Raw genomic sequence first — 16212 nt, 5'->3', positions numbered from 1 at the left:
TGTCGCTCGCCGACACCCGTACCCGGACCGGCCACCGACCGTCCCGCGCCACCGAACCTCCTGAACCTCCGCCTCCCGCCTCCCCGCGCCGAGGCCCACCGAGGACTCCGAGGAAACGTCATGACCCCACAAAAGGACAACGGCAACGCCACCCCCCACGACCCCGACGCCTCCGACGAGGCGTCGGGCGACCGGCGGCGGATCAGCCGCAAAGGTCTCCTGAAGGCCGCGCTCGTCGCGAGCGCCGCACCCCTGCTCGCCGGAGGAGGCGTCGCCCTCGCCCGCGACGCCGCCTCCACCGGGAACGGGCCCCTGGCCCCGACCCCGGAGTGCGACGACGGCGACGACACGACGCCGCCGCAGATGGAGGGGCCGTACTTCAAGCCCAACTCGCCGCGCCGCACCAGCCTGGTGACCCCGGGCACGCCCGGCGTACCGCTCACCGTGAGCGGCTATGTCTTCGGCCGGGCCTGCCGGCCCATCTCCGGGGCGCTGCTCGACTTCTGGCAGGCGGACGCCAACGGGGCGTACGACATAGCCCGGTTCGCCTTCCGCGGTCACCAGTTCACCGGAACGGACGGGTCGTTCAGCCTCACCACGATCGTGCCGGGCCTCTACCCGGGCCGGACGCGCCACATCCATGTGAAGGCGCAGGCGCCCGGCGGCCGCATCCTCACCACCCAGCTCTACTTCCCGGACGAGCCGCGCAACAACACCGACGCCCTGTTCGACCCGGAGCTGCTGATGAACGTCCGCAGCGTCGGGAACGGGCGCCAGGGCACCTTCGACTTCGTCCTGGACGTCGCCCAGACGCCCGGCCCGACCGATCCGCCCACCGATCCGCCCACCGAGCCGGGGACCAGCTGGGCCTCCGGCACCTCCTACCGCGCGGGCGACCGCGTGACCTACGGCGGGGTCGCCTACCGCTGTCTGCAGGCACACCAGGCCGTCTCGGGCTGGGAGCCGCCGAACGTCCCCGCGTTGTGGGAACGCGGGTAGACGAGGAACAGCGAGCGCGCACCACCGCCCGCGCCCCGTTCACGCCGTCCGGCGCGTGAACGGGGCGCTTTTCCGTGCCGGAAAGTTTTCCCGGACCGTCCGAAACATTTGCCCGGACCCGTCGCGTCATACAGGTGGAAGGGCGGAACGGATGGGTGGACGGGGGAGGGTATGAGGGCGTCGCGCACCGAGGAGTACCGGGTGTTCGCGGCCGGCCGGGCCGGCCATCTGTTCCGCTCGGCCTGCCTGTTGACCAGTGGCGATGTGCATCTCGCCGAGGATCTGGTGCAGGAGACGCTGAGCCGGATGTACGTGCTGTGGGGCCGGGCCCGCCGGATCGACAACCCGGCGGCGTACGCGCAGACCGTGCTCGTGCGGACCTTTCTGACCCACCGGCGACGGCGCTCCGCGAGCGAACGCCCGCTGGCCGAACTGCCCGACGGCGCTCCGGTGGACCCCGACGACCCGGCGCTGCGGATGACGCTGCTCCAGGCCCTCTCCCAACTGGCGCCCAAGGACCGCGCGGTCGTGGTGCTGCGGTACTGGGAGGACCGGAGTATCGAGGAGACCGCCGCCGCCCTCCAGGTCAGCCCCGCTGCCGTACGGACCCGCTGTGTGCGGGCGCTCGGGCGGCTGCGGGGGCAACTGGGCGGCAGCATCGCGGAGTTCGCCGCCCGCTGACTTCGGCCTCCTGCCCGACCGGCCCCCGCGGGCCGTCAACTGTCGAACACCCCCGAATTGCCCCCGAATACTCCGAACGAGAAGTGGTGGTTCCCCATGCCCAGTGAAGACGAGCTGCCGTTCGAGGACAGCCTCGGTACGGAGCTCCGCCGTGCCGGAGAGACCTTCGAGCTGTCCGGCCGTGCCGCCCTGGTGGACGGCGCGCTGGAAAAGGGCCGGCGCACCGTGCGTCGCCGCCGGACCGCCGCCGTGGCCGGAAGCGTGCTGACCCTCGCGCTCATCGGCGGGGGGGTCACCTTCGCCACCGGGCAGCTGCGTCCTTCCGGCGACGGGGCGAACGTCGCGAGCAGCGGCCCGGTCGTGCAGACGCCCACCCCCTCGGCCGCCCCCACGGACGCCGCCGCACCCACGCCGACGGCCGCGCCCACCGACGCCGCGACGGCCGACCCTTCGCCCTCGGACGCACCGGCGGCCACCTCCGCCGTCACGGGCGGTTCGCGCACCGGCGAGCCCTCGCCGGACCCGGCCTCGCGCGGGACGCACGACGCCGGGGTTCCGGCGCCGCCGCTCGACTACACGCTGCTGATGCCGACCTTCCGCGCCCTGCTCACCGAGGGACTGACCGTGAGCGACGAGACGGACAGCGGCGGCGAGTTCGCCGCGGTCGTCGTCGACGACGGCAAGGGCCGCTCCCTCGTGCAGATCAATGTGCAGCCGGACATGCGGGACGTCGCCGACGATCTGTACCGCGACGCGACCACCCGGCCCGACGGCACCCTGCTCGCCACCTCGAAGACGCCCGGTGAGAAGGGCGGCGCGGGGGTCGTCATGTGGACGGCCGACTCCATGCGCCCCGACGGCATGCGGGTCTTCGTCTCCGCCTTCAACTCCGGCGAGCAGTCGAGCACCGCCACCCGCCCGGAGCCCGCGCTCACCATGGACCAGCTCATCGCCCTGGTGCTCAGCCCGGAATGGCCGAAGCTCCAGCAGCGGTAGACCGCGGGCCGGTGGCGCGGCGGCCCGGGAAGCCGCGCCACCGCGGGTCACTTGGCGTCCGAGTAGCGCTCCACCACCGCCGTGGTGAAGGGGAAGCGCACCGGAGTCTCCCCGAAGGCGGTCCGCCCGGCCAGCTCGCCCGCCGCGCGGATCGCCTCGGCGACGGCCGCGGTCTCCTCGGCCGGGCAGTGCACGATCACCTCGTCGTGCTGGAAGAACACCAACCGCGCCCGCAGCCCCTGCTCGAAGAGCGTCCGGCGCAGGGCGGCCAGGAGCAGCAGCGCCCAGTCGGCCGCACTGCCCTGCACCACGAAGTTACGGGTGAAGCGGCCCCGGGCCCGTGCCGTACCGCCGCCGGACCCGGCTCCGGCGCCCCGGTCGTCCTCCGGATCCTCCTGCGGGATGCCCGCCTCCTCGTCCTGGCCGGCCAGCGCGACCGGCGGGCTGGTCCGGCCCAGCCAGGTCCGCACCACCCGCCCCTCCTCGCCCGCCCGCGCCGCGTCGTCGACATAGGCGACGGCGAGCGGGAAGCGGCGGCGCAGGGCGGCCAGGTTCTTCAGGCCGTCGCCGGAGGTCTGGCCGTAGATCGCCCCGAGCAGCGCCAGCTTGGCGTGCTCGCGGTCGCCGGAGAACGCCCGGTCGGACAGGGCCTTGTAGAGGTCGCCGTCATGGCCGGCCACCTCCATCAGGCCCCGGTCGCGGGAGATCGCCGCCAGCACCCGGGGCTCCATCTGGTCGGCGTCCGCGACGACGAGCCGCCACCCCTCGTCGGCGACGACGGCCTGCCGTATCACCTTGGGGATCTGCAGGGCCCCGCCGCCGTTGGTCGTCCAGCGGCCGCTGACCGTGCCGCCCGGCTGGTACTCCGGGCGGAAACGGCCCTCGCGCACCCAGTCCTGGAGCCAGGACCAGCCGTGCGCCGTCCAGATCCGGTACAGCTTCTTGTACGCGATCAGCGGCTCGACCGCCGGATGGTCCAGCCCTTCCAGCTCCCACCGCCGGGTCGACTTCACCGGGATCCCGGCCTGCGTGAACGCCTTCACCACATCGGCCGGCAGATCCGGGCGCACCCGTCTGCCGAACGCCGCCGACACCTCGTCCGCCAGCTCGGCGAGTCTGCGGGGCTCGCCGCCGCCCGCGTACCGCTCGCCCAGCAGTCCGTTCAGCAGCTCCTGGTGGACGTCGGCGCGCCAGGGCAGCCCCGCCCGGTGCATCTCGGCGGCCACCAGCATCCCCGCCGACTCCGACGCGGTCAGCAGCCGCATCCGGTCCGGGTGCTCCGCCGTGTCATGGCGGCGCAGCTGGTCCGCGTAGACCCGCAGCAGCCCCTCGAACGGCACCCCGGTCCCCGACGACGGCTCGAAGAGGGAGGACTGCGCGCCCGGTTCGGCGGACCGGGTGGGCGGGTCCGGCGGCACCGGACCGTTGTCCAGCCGGGCCAGCGCGGCGGCCGCCGACCGGGGCTCGCCCAGCCGCCCGGCGTGCCCGAGCAGCAGCAGCTCGGCGCACTCGATGTCGTAACACCGCTCGACCCGGACCCCGGCGGCCAGCAGCCGGGGGTAGATCTCGGCGGTCGACCGCCACACCCAGCGCACCACATCGGGGCGGGAGCGGACCGCCTCGACGAGATCGGGCTCGGCGACGACCGGACCGGCGGGCGTGCCGTCCCGCCCCAGCGGCGCGAGCAGCGCCCCGCCCCCGTCCTCGGCCGCCACCGCCCACCGTCCGGTCATGGGGGCGAGTCTGGCACCCGCCACTGACAGTGCCCCGGAAGCGGGCCGCCGACTGGCCGCCGGGCTCCGCAGCGCCGAGGATCGCCTCATGGAAGCGATCGTGTACGAGGAGTTCGGCGGCCCCGACGTCCTGCATCTGGCCCGGCTCGACCCGCCGCGCCCCGGCCCCGGCCAGGTCCGGGTCGCCGTGCGGGCGGCCGGGGTGAACCCGCTCGACCACAAGATCCGGAACGGCTGGATGGAGGGCGTCTTCCCCACCCCGCTGCCCGCCACGCCCGGCGCCGAGTTCGCCGGGGTGGTCCAGGAGACGGGGGAGGGCGTCACCGCGTTCGCCCCCGGTGACGAGGTCCTCGGCTGGAGCGCCACCGGCTCCTACGCCACCGAGGCGCTGGCCGAGGCCGCCGCCCTCGCCCGGAAGCCCGAGGGGCTGTCCTGGGAGCAGGCCGCGGCGCTGCCCGTCGCGACCGACACCGCGTCCCGGGTCCTGGACGAACTGGCGCTGGCCGAGGGCGAGACGCTGCTCCTGCACGGGGCGGGCGGCGGCGTCGGCTCCGCCGCCGTACAGCTCGCGACGGCCCGCGGCGCGACCGTCATCGGCACCGCGTCCCCGGCCAACCACGACTATCTGCGGGTGCTGGGCGCGGTCCCGGTGGCGTACGGGGACGGGCTGGTCGAGCGGGTGCGGGAGCTGGCCCCGGAGGGGGTGGACGCGGTGTTCGACGCGTCGGGGCGCGGCGCGCTGCCCGCCTCGATCGAGCTGCGCGGCGGCACCACGGACCGGATCGTCACCATCGCCGACGGGGACGCGGCCGAGCTGGGCGTCGCCTTCTCCCCGGGCGGCGGTCCGCCCTCGGCCGAACGCCTCGCGGAGAGCGCCCGGCTGGCGGCCACGGGTGAGCTGCGGGTGGAGATCGCCCAGGTCTTCCCGCTCGCCGACGCCGCGAGCGCCCACGCCCTGAGCGAGGGCGGCCATGTGCGGGGCAAGCTGGTGCTGCTGCCGTAAGGGGCGGCCGGGCGGTGCGCCTACCCTTGGCCGGATGGAATCGGTGATCGACCGGGCGTGCGCGGCGGCTCTCTACGCGGAGGGCGACGCCGCCCTGGACACCGGCGCGTCCCTGCTCGCCGCCGCCCCGGACGCCGACGACGCGGCGCACCGGCGCGGCGAGGAGTTCGTCCGCCGGGCCTGGGACCGGGGCTGGCAGCCGGCCGACCTGATCCGGTGCGTGCGCCGGGAGCTGGACGAGCGGCGGGCGGCGCTGGCCGCGGCCCTGATCGCCGCCGAGACCGCCCGGTACGCGGAGCTGCCGCCCCGCTGGCCCCAGCAGCTCGCCGAGCTTCCGCCGCCCGCGCCCCGCAACCGGCCCGACCGGTTCTCCTACGCCGCCGATCTGCTGGAGCTGTACCGGCTGCTGCTGCGGCTGCCCGCCATCGAGCCGGTGGGGCCGCCGCCCGGCACGGTCGCCGACGACCTGCACCGGCCGCCCGCCGCCGACGAGCCCCGCATGCTCACCCGGATCCGGGCGCTGCTGGCGAAGGCCGAGGCGACCGGCTTCCCGGAGGAGGCCGAGGCGCTGACCACCAAGGCGCAGGAGCTGATGGCCCGGCACAGCATCGACGAGGCCCTGCTCGCCGCCCGGACGCACAGCCGCGAGACGCCGGGCGCCTGCCGGATCGGGGTGGAGCCCCCGTACGAGAGCGCCAAGGCGATCCTGCTCGACGCCGTCGCCTCCGCGAACCGCTGCCGGGCCGTGTGGAACGAGGACCTCGGCTTCACCACGGTCGTCGGCTTCGATCCGGACCTGGAGGCCGTGGAGCTGCTGTTCACCTCGCTGCTCGTCCAGGGGACGGCCGCGATGACCCGCGCGGAGGCCGGACAGCGGGCCGGAGGACGTAAGCGGACCAAGACCTTCCGGCAGGCCTTCCTGATGGGGTACGCGCAGCGGCTCGGCCGCCGGCTGGCCGACGGCGCCGAGCGGGTCACGGCAGCGGCCGGATCCGACACCGATCAGGGCGGCGGGCTGCTTCCCGTCCTCGCCGCCCGGGATGTCGCGGTCACCGACACCGCCGGGCGGATGTTCCCGAGGACCACGACCGCCCGGGTCCGGGGCGTGAGCGACCTGGACGGCTGGACGCACGGCACCGAGGCCGCCGACCGGGCCCGCATGGGCGGCGGGAGAGGCGGCGCGTCACCCCGACCCGACCGCGCAATCAAGCCATAAGTCGAGCTTGTCCGGTATCGCCCGGTTAGGCTCGGCCCATGAGCTGGCTCCGGGCGCTGAAGGAGACCGCCCGCTCGGGGCTGGAGATCGAGCGGCAGAGGCTGGAACCCCTCATCGCCTTCCGCGGTGCGGCCGGTCTCGCCCTCGTCATCGGCACGAGCCTCCTGCTGTTCGGGCCGGAGATCGCGGCGAGCTCCGCGTTCGGCGCGTTCCAGGCGGCCATCGCCACCTTCCAGCGCAGCTGGCGCCCGCGCCCGGTCCTCGCCCTGGTCTCCGGCGCCAGCCTCGCCGTCTCGACGTTCGTCGGCTACGTCAGCGGCGCGCACGTCGTCCTCTTCCTCTGTCTGCTCGGCGCCTGGACCTTCCTCGCCGGGCTCGCCTGGGCGGCCGGGCCCACGGGCGGCATCATCGCCTCGTCCAACGTCGCGATCATGCTGGTCACGATCACCCTGCCCACCTCGGTCGTGGACGCCGCCGCCCACGCCGGGATGATCGCCGTCGGCGGCTTCGTACAGGCGGCGCTGATCGTCCTCTTCCCGGTCCGCAGATGGGGCGCCCAGCGCGACGCGCTCGCCGACGCGCTGGCCGCCGAGGCCGACTACGCCCGTCGGCTGCGGAACGACCCGGTCGCCCCCTTCGACCCGCTGCCCCTGATGACCGCCCGCAGCGCCGCCGCCGTCACCCCGCGCCAGGCCCGCCGCCGCCCCGCCGAACTGCACGGGGCGCGGGGCGTCGCCGAGCGGCTGCGCCCGGTGCTCGCCTCGCTCGCGGACCCGGCGATGGGGGTGCCCGGCGACGGTCTGGAACGGCTCTGGGTGAACGAGCTGCTGGGCGCGGCCGGATCGGTGCTGGACGCCGCCGCGCGGGCCGTCCGGCACGGCGAGCCCGTCCATCTCTCCGCCACCGACCTGGGCGTCCTGAAGACCCCCGACAACGACGTGATCCTCGTCGGCCCCGCCCGCCGCGCCGCCGACCGGCTCTCCGCCCTGCTCGACGACGTCCTGGAGATCGCGGAGGGCACCGGCACCGACAGCGGGATCCCCACGGACCTCGCCCCGGACACCCGGCACCGGCCGACCCTGCTGAAGCTGATCCCGGTGGTGCTGGCCTCGATGCGCCGCGAGCTGCACCACGGCTCGCCGATCATGCGGCACGCCATCCGGGTCGCGGTGGTCGCCGTCTCCGGGTACTTCGTCGGCGAGGCCGTACCGCTCGGGCACGGCTACTGGGCGCCGATGACCGCCGTCATGGTGATGCGGCCGGAGTTCTCGCAGACGTACGCCCGTGCCGCCGGCCGCTTCGGCGGCACCCTGGTCGGCGTCGGGCTCGCCACCGCCGTCGTGCAGACCGCCCACCCCGACGCCCGGCTCTCCGCGCTCCTCGCGGTGATCTGCGCCGGGCTGATGTATCTGCTGATGCGCACCGGCTACGCGGTCGGCCAGGTCTGCGTCGCCGCGTACGTCGTCTTCCTGCTCGGCATGGCCGGCGACGACTGGTCCCAGACCGTCACCGAACGCATCGTGCTGACGCTCGTCGGCGGACTCCTCGCGATGCTCTCGTACGCCGTCTACCCGGCCTGGGAGACTCCGCGGCTGCGCAACCGGCTGGCCGAGTGGCTGGTGGCGGACGGGCGGTACGCGGCCGCCGTCGTCGACCGGTACGCGGACCCCGCCGACCGCGACGACGAGGACGTCCGGGACGCCCTGATCGCCACCCGCGAGGCCCGTGTGGCGTGGCAGGAGGCGCTGGCGACCGCCCAGCACGAACCCGTACGCCACCGGGGCATCTCCCGGGCCGCCGCCACCGACGCCCAGCACGCGCTGGCCCAGCTCGGACGGTCCGCGATGGTGCTGGAGGCCCACCTCCCGGCCCGGTCGGCCGACCCGGTGCCCGGCGCCGCCGAACTGGCCGAGGCGTTGCGCCGGGCCACCGAGAAGGGCGCCAAGGCGGTACGGGAGCGGCGGCTGCCCGACTGGCAGCCGGTGGTGGACGCGGTGGCCCACTGGGACATGCCCACACCGACGGAGGACGGCACGACGCCGGTGGGCGACCCGGTGGTGCGCCGGGGCGCGGCGCTGCTGCTGGACGCGCTGGAGGAGTTCACCCGCGCCCTGGACGAGCGGGGCGGCTCCACCCGGGTCAGCAGCACGCTCGCCGAGAGCTGAGAGAGCGGCGAGCGTGCTGCTGACCCGGGTGGCCACGGTCCTTACGGGGCGGGCACCTCGGGCAGGTCCGAGAGGTCGGGAAGCGAGGGCATCCCGCTCGGCAGCTTGCCCGGCTCGGCCTTGGTGAGGGTGTCCTTGGTGCCGCCGTCCCACGAGACGACCAGCTTCGAGCCGTCGACGGAGTCGATCGCGCCCATCGTGCGGTCGGTGGAGCCGCCGGTGCACGTCAGCGCCAGCATCGGCTCGCCGCCCATGTCCTTCACATCGCCCTGGCACACGGACTGGTCGGCGACGAGGGCGACCTTGCGGGCGGCGACGGACACGGTGACGTTCTTGCCGTCCGTGAGCCCCACCCAGGTGCCCTCCAGCGCCGCGGCGTCCGTGCCGCCGTCCTTGGACTCCTCGGAGCTGTCGCCGCCACCGGGCGTCGCGCTCGCCGCGGGGTCCGCGCCGGAATCCTTGCCCGCGTCGTCGTCGCTGCCGCACGCGGTCAGCGCCAGTGCGGCGGCCAGAGCGGCGACCACGACGGCGCCGGTGCGTAGAGAGCTGGTCACGTGGAGTTCCCCCTTGCTGTATTTCCGGTCGAAAGACCGCGCCACGTTACCAAGGTCCGCACGGATCAACTCCGGTAAGCGGGAGCGAAATAGGCGTGCCGTTCGTCTCTCTTCCGGGAGGATGCCGCCAGGGGCGGAAAGCCTGTAATCAAAGGAACACCCCGCGTGCACGTGCATCTGCTCATGCATTGGCATATGAACAGAGCTATGATCCGAGCTAGTTGACACTTGCACCTTGCAACTCGGGGAGCGTCCTGTGCACCACGTGTACAACGGCATGGCGGCCACAGAGCTTCGCGGAGTCGTCTGGCAGAAGAGCAGGCACAGCAACTCCCAGGGATCCTGCGTGGAGTTCGCGCGGCTGCCCGGAGGGGATGTGGCGATGCGGAACTCCCGTCACCCCGACGGGCCCGCCCTCGTCTACACACCCGCGGAGATCGAGGCGCTGCTGCTGGGCGTCAAGGACGGCGAGTTCGACCACCTCGCCACCGGCGCCTGACGCCGGGCCCGGCCCGTGACGGGCCGGACCGGGGTTCCTAGGAACCCGACTTCGGGTTTTCCGGAAGCCGGAAAAGGGCCCAGACCACCTTGCCGTACAGCGGTCCCGAAGGCAGTTCCCCGAGCGGTGCGGGGGAGGGGTGCCAGCCCCAGCTGTCGCTGACGCATTCCACCAGGAACAGGCCGCGGCCCGATTCGGCGGAATCCGCCGCCTCGCCGGCCACCGGGCTCTCCCGGCTGGGATCGCGCACCGCGCACACCAGTCGTGAGGTCCAGCGCATCAGGTGCAGGCGCACCGGCGGGTCCTGGAATTCCCGCGGCGGATCACCGGGCAGGGCGTGGCGCAGGGCATTGGTGACGAGTTCGGACACCACCAGGGCGACATCGTCGAAACGGTCGCCCAGCTCCCAGCGCTCCAGTGTGGCCCGGGTGAACTTCCGTGCGCCGCCGACCGCTTCGTAGCGTGCGGGCAGAGCGCAGGACGCCGATCCGGCAACCCCTGAGGGGTCGGTGGGGGGAAGCCCCTGCCGTAACGGCTCGAGCATCGTCGATCCATTCGTCCCCATACGAGGCACTCCCGGGATTCGCGGCTGTAGCGGCACTGCCTGTAGCGGTACTGCGGGGGGTACAGCGGCACAACACGAGCACGCAGGTGCGCGAGGACCATGGTTCCGAATGCGCAGGGCAGATGCAAGGGCAGATGCACGTGCACGCGCCGGACCTGCCCGATACCGTGGTGGTTCTGGGGCATTTCTTCCCGGGGTCAGTTTCGGAGCTTTCTGGACGTCTTCCCATTTCCGTAATCGAATGAGTACGGGCTGAAGCGTTTTGGTGGCAGAATCCGGCACTCGGGGTTCCGGGGGGCTCCGGGTGCCAGGTACACGATGGGGAGGGTCGGACCAGTGTCCGCAGGCGAGTCGAGTGGATCGGTGGTGCGGCGCATCCTCCTGGGCTCACAGCTCAGGAGACTGCGGGAGTCGCGCGGAATCACCCGTGAGGCGGCCGGCTACTCGATCCGGGCCTCCGAATCGAAGATCAGCCGCATGGAGTTGGGACGGGTGAGCTTCAAGGCCAGGGACGTCGAGGACCTGCTCACGCTCTACGGAGTGGCGGACGAGGCGGAGCGGGACTCCCTTCTCGGCCTGGCGCGCGAGGCCAACGTGGCGGGCTGGTGGCACAGTTACGGCGATGTACTGCCCGGCTGGTTCCAGACGTACATCGGTCTGGAGGGTGCGGCCTCCCTCATCCGTACCTTCGAAGTCCAGTTCGTGCACGGCCTGTTGCAGACCGAGGCGTACGCCCACGCCGTCGTCGCGCGCGGGATGCGCGGCGCCTCGCCCGCCGAGATCGACCGCCGCGTGGCCCTGCGGCTGGAGCGCCAGAAGGCCCTCGTCTCGGAGCGCGCCCCGACGTTCCACGCCGTGCTCGACGAAGCCGCGCTGCGCCGTCCGTACGGCGAACGCGAGGTCATGCGTGCCCAATTGCGGCATCTGATCGATATGTCGGAGCAGCCGAACATCACGCTTCAGGTCATGCCCTTCAGCCATGGCGGCCATGCGGGCGAGAGCGGCTCATTCACGATGCTGCGATTCCCGGAATCCGATCTGTCGGACATTGTCTATTTGGAGCAGCTGACGAGCGCGCTCTATCTGGACAAGCCCGAGGAAGTCGCGCACTACGAAAAGGCCATGGCGGACCTCGCCCAGGAGAGCCCCGCACCGGAAGAGAGCCGGGATCTTCTGCGCGGGCTCCTCCAACTGACGTAAATTCTCAGTACGATGACGTCGCATCAGGAGTGTGCGAACGCCTGCAGTAAGGGATTGCATGTCCTTCTTCCATGAACTGGCCCACCAGTACATCGACGGCGAGTGGCTGAACGGCAGCGGCTCGTGGGACATCATCGATTTCAATCCCTACAACGGCGACAAACTCGCCGCCGTCACCGTGGCCACCGCGCTGGAGGTCGACCGGGCCTACCGGGCGGCCGAGCGCGCGCAGCGGGAATGGGCCGCCGTCAACCCGTACGAGCGGCGTGCCGTCATCGAACGCGCGCTCCGGATCACCGAGGAGCGCGCCGAGGAGATCGCCGAGGCGATCATCGACGAACTGGGCGGCATCCGGTCGCGGGCGGCCCACGAGGTGCACGCGGCGTCGGAGTTCCTGCGCGAGGCGGTCCGCCAGTCGCTGCGCCCCACGGGAAGGCTGCTGCCCGCCGTGGGCGACGGCCGGGAGAACCGGCTCTACCGGCTGCCCGTCGGCGTCGTGGGCGTCATCAGCGCCTTCAACTTCCCGTTCCTGGTGACGATGAAGTCCGTCGCCCCCGCCCTGGCGCTCGGCAACGCGGTCGTCGTCAAACCCCATCAGAACGCGCCCATCGTCGGCGGCGGGCTGATAGCGAAGATATTCGAGGACGCGGGACTGCCCGCCGGGCTGCTCAACGTCGTCATCACCGACAGCGCCGAGATCGGCGACGCGTTCATCGAGCACCCCGTGCCCAAGGTGATCTCGTTCAGCGGATCCGAACGGGTCGGCCGCCACATCGCCGCCACCGCCGCCGGCGCCTTCAAACGGACCATCCTCGAACTGGGCGGCAACAGCGCCCTGGTGGTGCTGGCGGACGCCGACGTCGACCACGCGGTCCGGGCGGCTCTCTTCAGCCGCTTCGTCTACCAGGGCCAGACCTGCCTGGCCGCCACGCGCATCCTGGTGGACCGGTCGGTGGCGGCGGAGTTCACCGAGAAGTTCACCGCCCGGGTGGCCGCCCTCAAGGCCGGCGATCCGAGGGATCCGGAGACCACCATCGGGCCTGTCATCAACGCCTTCCAGGCCGACGCGCTGGACGCCCTGGTGGACCGGGCGGTCGCGGACGGCGCGACGGCGCTCGTGCGGGGCCGGACCGTCGGCAACGTCGTCGGCCCGACCGTTCTGACCGGCCTCGCGGAGGACTCCCCGCTGCTTCGGCAGGAGGTCCTCGGCCCGGTGGCCCTGCTGATGACGTTCGACGGCGAGGAGGAGGCCGTGCGCATCGTCAACGACGGCCCCTACGGACTGAGCGGCGCCGTCCACACCGGGGACGCGGAGCGCGGGGTGCGGTTCGCGCGGCGGGTCGACAGCGGGATGTTCCACGTCAACGACTCCACCGTCCAGGACGACCCGCTGGTCGCGTTCGGCGGCGAGAAGGCGTCCGGGATGGGGCGGCTGAACGGTGAGGCGGCGGTGGAGGCGTTCACCACCCAGCGGTGGATGTCGATCCAGCACGGCCGCTCGGTCTTCCCGTACTGACCCTCCGTCATGTCCGGTGTGCCGGGCCCCGGAACGTGGTGCGGTAGGCGCCCGGCGAGACGCCCAGCGCCGCGTGGAAGTGAAGGCGCAGATTGGCCGCCGTGCCGAGCCCGGCGCGGGCGGCCACCTGCTCGACGGGCAGGTCCGACTCCTCCAGCAACTCCCGCGCCAGTTCGATGCGTTGCCGGGTCAGCCAGGCCATCGGCGGCAGGCCCGTCTCCTCCCGGAACCGCCGGGTGAAGTGCCGTACGCTCATCGACTCCCGGGCCGCCAGCTGCCCCAGGGTGATCGGGTCCTGGAGCCGCCGCAGCGCCCAGTCGCGGGCCGCGGAGGTCCCCGGAGCCGACCGCTCGGGCACCGGCCGCCGGATGAACTGCGCCTGGCCGCCCTCGCGATGGGGCGGCACGACCGTGCGCCGGGCCACGTCGTTCGCGACGGCCGTGCCGTGGTCGCACCGGATCATGTGCAGGCACAGGTCGATGCCGGAGGCGCAGCCCGCCGAGGTCAGCACGGGCCCGCCGTCGGTGTAGAGCACGTCCGGGTCCAGGGCGACCCGCGGGAAGAGCCGGGCGAACAGCTCCGTGTACCGCCAGTGGGTGGTCGCCGTGTGCCCGTCGAGCAGCCCGGCCGAGGCCAGCACGAACGCGCCGGTGCAGATCGAGGCCATCCGCACACCGGGCCGGATCAGCGCGAAGGCCTCCGCCAGCGGGGCCGGGAGGACCGGCTCCTCCTGGACGTAGTCCTCGTACGACGACAGGACGATCACCGTGTCGGCCTCGGCCAGCGCCTCGGGCCCGTGCGGGACGGCCACGGTGAAGTCGCCGTCCGTGCGGACGTCCCCGGGGCGCGGGGCGCAGGTGGCGACCTCGTACAGCGGCTCGCCGTCCGCCGAGGCCCCGTGCCGGGCCTGGCCGAAGAGCTGGTGCACGATGCCCAGCTCGATGGGGAGCAGGACCTCGCGGGCGAGCACGGCGACCCGGTGCCGGCCGGGGTGGGTGAAAACGGTCATGGCCATATCCTTGCGCACCTGGTCCATCAGGACACTCGTGGCGGCGGCCCCCGCTCGCCAGGCTGTCCGCATGGCCCCTTCGACATCCGTCCGGTCCGTCCGGCCCGCCCGTGTCCACCGCGCCTGGCTGATGGCCGCCGTCGCCGGCGCGGCCATCGTCACGGCCGGGGCGTTCACCACCGTGCCGGGCCTGCTGGTGACGCCCCTGCACGAGGAGTACGCCTGGGAGCGCGGGCAGATCGCGCTCGCCGCCTCGGTGAACATGGTGCTCTTCGGCCTCACCGCCCCGTTCGCGGCGGCGCTCATGGACCGGATCGGGGCCCGCCGGGTCGTCGTGGGCGCGCTGCTGCTGGTCGCGGCGGGGGCGCTGCTCACCGGGGTGATGACGCGGCCGTGGCAGCTGGTCGCGTACTGGGGCGTGCTGATCGGCCTCGGCAGCGGCTGTCTGACCATGACCTTCGCCGCCGGGGTGACCGCCCGCTGGTTCGACCGGCGGCGTGGTCTGGTGACCGGTGCGCTCGGCTCCGCCAGTCATCTGGGCCAGTTGCTCTTCCTGCCGCTGCTGGCCTGGTCCGTCGACCGCTTCGGCTGGCGTCCGCCGGTGGTGACGCTGGCGCTGGTGGCCCTGGCGGTCGCCGCCGCGGTGTTCCTGCTGCTGCGCGACCACCCGGCCGATGCGGGCGTAGAGCCGTACGGGGCACCGGAGTTCGTGCCGCGGCCGGCTCCGGCGCCCGGAGCGGCGATGCGCACCCTGAAGGTTCTCGCGCGTGCGGCGCGCGGCGGCCCGTTCTGGCTGCTGGCCGGGATGTTCGCGCTCTGCGGGGCGTCCACCAACGGCATCATGTGGTCCAACTGGGCTCCCGCCGCGCACGATCACGGCATGCGGGCCACGGCGGCGGCCTCGCTGCTGTCGCTCGTCGGGGTCTTCTCCGCCCTCGGCGCGGTGCTGGCCGGCTGGCTGACCGACCGCTTCGACCCGCGCCGCCTGCTGACCGTCTGCTTCGCCGTCCGCGCGCTGCCGCTCGTGTTCGCCTCCTCGGTCACGGCCCCGATGCTTCTGTTCGTGGCGGTGTACGGCCTCGTCGACGTCGCGACCGTGCCGCCCGTCATCGAGCTGGCCCGCCGGGTGTACGGGGCGGACGGCCCGGTCGTCTTCGGCTGGACGAACGCGGCCCACCAACTGGGCGCGGGCGCCTCGGCCTTCCTCGGCGCCACCGCACGGGACGTGTTCGGCACGTACGACGTGGTGTGGGCGGCGCTGGCGGCCGGCTGCCTCGTCGCGGCGCTGCTCGCTCCGGCCGTGCGCGTGAGGGCACACCGGCCCGCCCTGCGCGAGCCCGGCGGGCTACCCTAGTCAAAGTTGAATAGGAAAGATGGGTGTCATGTCCGCGATCCGGCTGCTGGTCCTCGGCGCCGTGCGTATGCACGGCCGCGCACACGGCTATCAGGTCCGCAACGACCTGGAGTACTGGGGCGCGCACGAGTGGTCCAACGCCAAGCCGGGGTCGATCTACCACGCCCTGAAGCAGATGGCGAAGCAGGGACTGCTCCTCGCGCACGAGACGGCACCCTCCACGGCCGGCGGCCCGCCGCGCACGGAGTACGAGGTCACGGACGCGGGCCTGGCGGAGTACCGCACCCTGCTGCGTGACGCCATCCGCTCCTACGACCAGGACATGGACGTCCTCTCGGCGGCGATCGGGTTCATCGTGGACCTGCCCCGCGCGGAGGCGGTCGCGCTGCTCAAGGAGCGGATCGAGGCCATGAAAGGGTGGCGGGACTCGGTCACCGAGTACTACACGCCCGAGGAGGGCCCCGAATCCCTGGGCCACATCGGCGAGATCATGAATCTGTGGGTGCACTCGGCCGACACCGGCGCGGAGTGGACCCGGGGCCTGATCGCCCGCATCGAGGGCGGCGCGTACACCTTCGCGGGCGAGGGCGATCCGTTCGTCGGCGTGCTCGCCGAGGGTGAGGAGAACCCGTACGCGACCGGTGTTCCCGATCCCGGGGACCGCGACTAATCAAGTTTGACGAATGCTGCGGCGGGGTTTACCTTCGACCTGCTAGTCAAGT

Annotated in this window: 15 protein-coding genes; 11 read left to right on the top strand and 4 right to left on the bottom strand. The window is 73.1% G+C overall.

Annotated elements, in window-relative coordinates:
* The first annotated feature begins 120 nt into the window (after nucleotides 1–120).
* From KV381_RS16040 to KV381_RS16030, 3 genes are all read left to right on the top strand, one after another.
* A complete protein-coding gene (locus KV381_RS16040; protein WP_218785446.1) occupies nucleotides 121–999 on the top strand; it encodes a carbohydrate-binding protein in 879 nt (292 codons plus the stop codon).
* Between the two features lie 171 nt (nucleotides 1000–1170).
* Entirely contained in the window at nucleotides 1171–1680 is a 510-nt protein-coding gene (locus KV381_RS16035) for a SigE family RNA polymerase sigma factor (RefSeq protein ID WP_218785444.1), read from the top strand.
* 96 nt (nucleotides 1681–1776) lie between these two features.
* Nucleotides 1777–2676, top strand: coding sequence for a hypothetical protein (locus tag KV381_RS16030; RefSeq protein WP_218785442.1), 900 nt, complete (start codon nucleotides 1777–1779; stop codon nucleotides 2674–2676).
* A 47-nt stretch (nucleotides 2677–2723) separates the two neighbouring features.
* Here KV381_RS16030 and KV381_RS16025 read toward each other — a convergent pair whose 3' ends face one another.
* Nucleotides 2724–4409, bottom strand: coding sequence for a bifunctional 3'-5' exonuclease/DNA polymerase (locus tag KV381_RS16025; protein ID WP_030087990.1), 1686 nt, complete (start codon nucleotides 4407–4409; stop codon nucleotides 2724–2726).
* A gap of 88 nt (nucleotides 4410–4497) precedes the next feature.
* Between KV381_RS16025 and KV381_RS16020 the strand changes: the two genes are divergently transcribed.
* The 3 genes from KV381_RS16020 to KV381_RS16010 are packed head-to-tail and all read left to right on the top strand — an operon-like array spanning nucleotide 4498 to nucleotide 8793.
* Nucleotides 4498–5412 (top strand): NADP-dependent oxidoreductase, encoded by a 915-nt coding sequence (locus KV381_RS16020; protein WP_030087989.1) that lies wholly within the window; start codon nucleotides 4498–4500, stop codon nucleotides 5410–5412.
* A gap of 34 nt (nucleotides 5413–5446) precedes the next feature.
* The gene (locus tag KV381_RS16015) at nucleotides 5447–6628 is read left to right on the top strand and encodes a DUF2786 domain-containing protein (RefSeq protein WP_030087988.1); all 1182 of its coding nucleotides are present in this window, start codon (nucleotides 5447–5449) and stop codon (nucleotides 6626–6628) included.
* Between the two features lie 38 nt (nucleotides 6629–6666).
* Nucleotides 6667–8793: an FUSC family protein gene (locus KV381_RS16010; protein WP_030087986.1), complete on the top strand. Its 2127-nt coding sequence runs from the start codon at nucleotides 6667–6669 to the stop codon at nucleotides 8791–8793.
* 41 nt (nucleotides 8794–8834) lie between these two features.
* On the opposite strand, the gene KV381_RS16005 is transcribed toward KV381_RS16010, so the two are convergent.
* Complete coding sequence (locus KV381_RS16005) at nucleotides 8835–9347, bottom strand: hypothetical protein (protein WP_030087984.1); 513 nt, start codon at nucleotides 9345–9347, stop codon at nucleotides 8835–8837.
* A 256-nt stretch (nucleotides 9348–9603) separates the two neighbouring features.
* On the opposite strand from KV381_RS16005, the gene KV381_RS16000 reads away from it, so the two are divergent.
* Nucleotides 9604–9846, top strand: a complete 243-nt coding sequence (locus KV381_RS16000; protein WP_030087982.1) for a DUF397 domain-containing protein — start codon at nucleotides 9604–9606, stop codon at nucleotides 9844–9846.
* Between the two features lie 37 nt (nucleotides 9847–9883).
* Here KV381_RS16000 and KV381_RS15995 read toward each other — a convergent pair whose 3' ends face one another.
* Nucleotides 9884–10390 carry an ATP-binding protein gene (locus tag KV381_RS15995; RefSeq protein WP_030087980.1) on the bottom strand — a complete coding sequence of 169 codons (507 nt, stop codon included), beginning with the start codon at nucleotides 10388–10390 and terminating at the stop codon, nucleotides 9884–9886.
* A gap of 357 nt (nucleotides 10391–10747) precedes the next feature.
* On the opposite strand from KV381_RS15995, the gene KV381_RS15990 reads away from it, so the two are divergent.
* Nucleotides 10748–11611, top strand: coding sequence for a helix-turn-helix transcriptional regulator (locus tag KV381_RS15990; RefSeq protein WP_030087977.1), 864 nt, complete (start codon nucleotides 10748–10750; stop codon nucleotides 11609–11611).
* 58 nt (nucleotides 11612–11669) lie between these two features.
* A complete protein-coding gene (locus KV381_RS15985) occupies nucleotides 11670–13127 on the top strand; it encodes an aldehyde dehydrogenase family protein (protein WP_218785440.1) in 1458 nt (485 codons plus the stop codon).
* Between the two features lie 7 nt (nucleotides 13128–13134).
* On the opposite strand, the gene KV381_RS15980 is transcribed toward KV381_RS15985, so the two are convergent.
* The gene (locus KV381_RS15980) at nucleotides 13135–14142 is read right to left on the bottom strand and encodes a GlxA family transcriptional regulator (protein ID WP_230543864.1); all 1008 of its coding nucleotides are present in this window, start codon (nucleotides 14140–14142) and stop codon (nucleotides 13135–13137) included.
* Between the two features lie 64 nt (nucleotides 14143–14206).
* Between KV381_RS15980 and KV381_RS15975 the strand changes: the two genes are divergently transcribed.
* On the top strand, nucleotides 14207–15490 hold the full coding sequence (locus tag KV381_RS15975) for an MFS transporter (RefSeq protein ID WP_218785438.1): 1284 nt from the start codon (nucleotides 14207–14209) through the stop codon (nucleotides 15488–15490).
* A 28-nt stretch (nucleotides 15491–15518) separates the two neighbouring features.
* Complete coding sequence (locus KV381_RS15970; protein WP_030625761.1) at nucleotides 15519–16160, top strand: PadR family transcriptional regulator; 642 nt, start codon at nucleotides 15519–15521, stop codon at nucleotides 16158–16160.
* Nucleotides 16161–16212 lie beyond the last annotated feature (52 nt).

The sequence above is a fragment of the Streptomyces sp. WY228 genome (genome assembly GCF_019287315.1).
In the GTDB taxonomy this organism is placed as follows: domain Bacteria; phylum Actinomycetota; class Actinomycetes; order Streptomycetales; family Streptomycetaceae; genus Streptomyces; species Streptomyces caviscabies.
This window is presented reverse-complemented; position numbering and strand designations above follow the sequence as displayed.

Excerpts from the sequence above, each read along its gene's own strand:
- KV381_RS16040 (WP_218785446.1), top strand. The coding sequence starts at position 121 with ATGACCCCACAAAAGGACAACGGCAACGCCACCCCCCACGACCCCGAC.
- KV381_RS16035 (WP_218785444.1), top strand. The coding sequence starts at position 1,171 with ATGAGGGCGTCGCGCACCGAGGAGTACCGGGTGTTCGCGGCCGGCCGG.
- KV381_RS16030 (WP_218785442.1), top strand. The coding sequence starts at position 1,777 with ATGCCCAGTGAAGACGAGCTGCCGTTCGAGGACAGCCTCGGTACGGAG.
- KV381_RS16025 (WP_030087990.1), bottom strand. The coding sequence starts at position 4,409 with ATGACCGGACGGTGGGCGGTGGCGGCCGAGGACGGGGGCGGGGCGCTG.
- KV381_RS16020 (WP_030087989.1), top strand. The coding sequence starts at position 4,498 with ATGGAAGCGATCGTGTACGAGGAGTTCGGCGGCCCCGACGTCCTGCAT.
- KV381_RS16015 (WP_030087988.1), top strand. The coding sequence starts at position 5,447 with ATGGAATCGGTGATCGACCGGGCGTGCGCGGCGGCTCTCTACGCGGAG.
- KV381_RS16010 (WP_030087986.1), top strand. The coding sequence starts at position 6,667 with ATGAGCTGGCTCCGGGCGCTGAAGGAGACCGCCCGCTCGGGGCTGGAG.
- KV381_RS15995 (WP_030087980.1), bottom strand. The coding sequence starts at position 10,390 with ATGCTCGAGCCGTTACGGCAGGGGCTTCCCCCCACCGACCCCTCAGGG.
- KV381_RS15985 (WP_218785440.1), top strand. The coding sequence starts at position 11,670 with ATGTCCTTCTTCCATGAACTGGCCCACCAGTACATCGACGGCGAGTGG.
- KV381_RS15980 (WP_230543864.1), bottom strand. The coding sequence starts at position 14,142 with ATGGCCATGACCGTTTTCACCCACCCCGGCCGGCACCGGGTCGCCGTG.
- KV381_RS15975 (WP_218785438.1), top strand. The coding sequence starts at position 14,207 with ATGGCCCCTTCGACATCCGTCCGGTCCGTCCGGCCCGCCCGTGTCCAC.
- KV381_RS15970 (WP_030625761.1), top strand. The coding sequence starts at position 15,519 with ATGTCCGCGATCCGGCTGCTGGTCCTCGGCGCCGTGCGTATGCACGGC.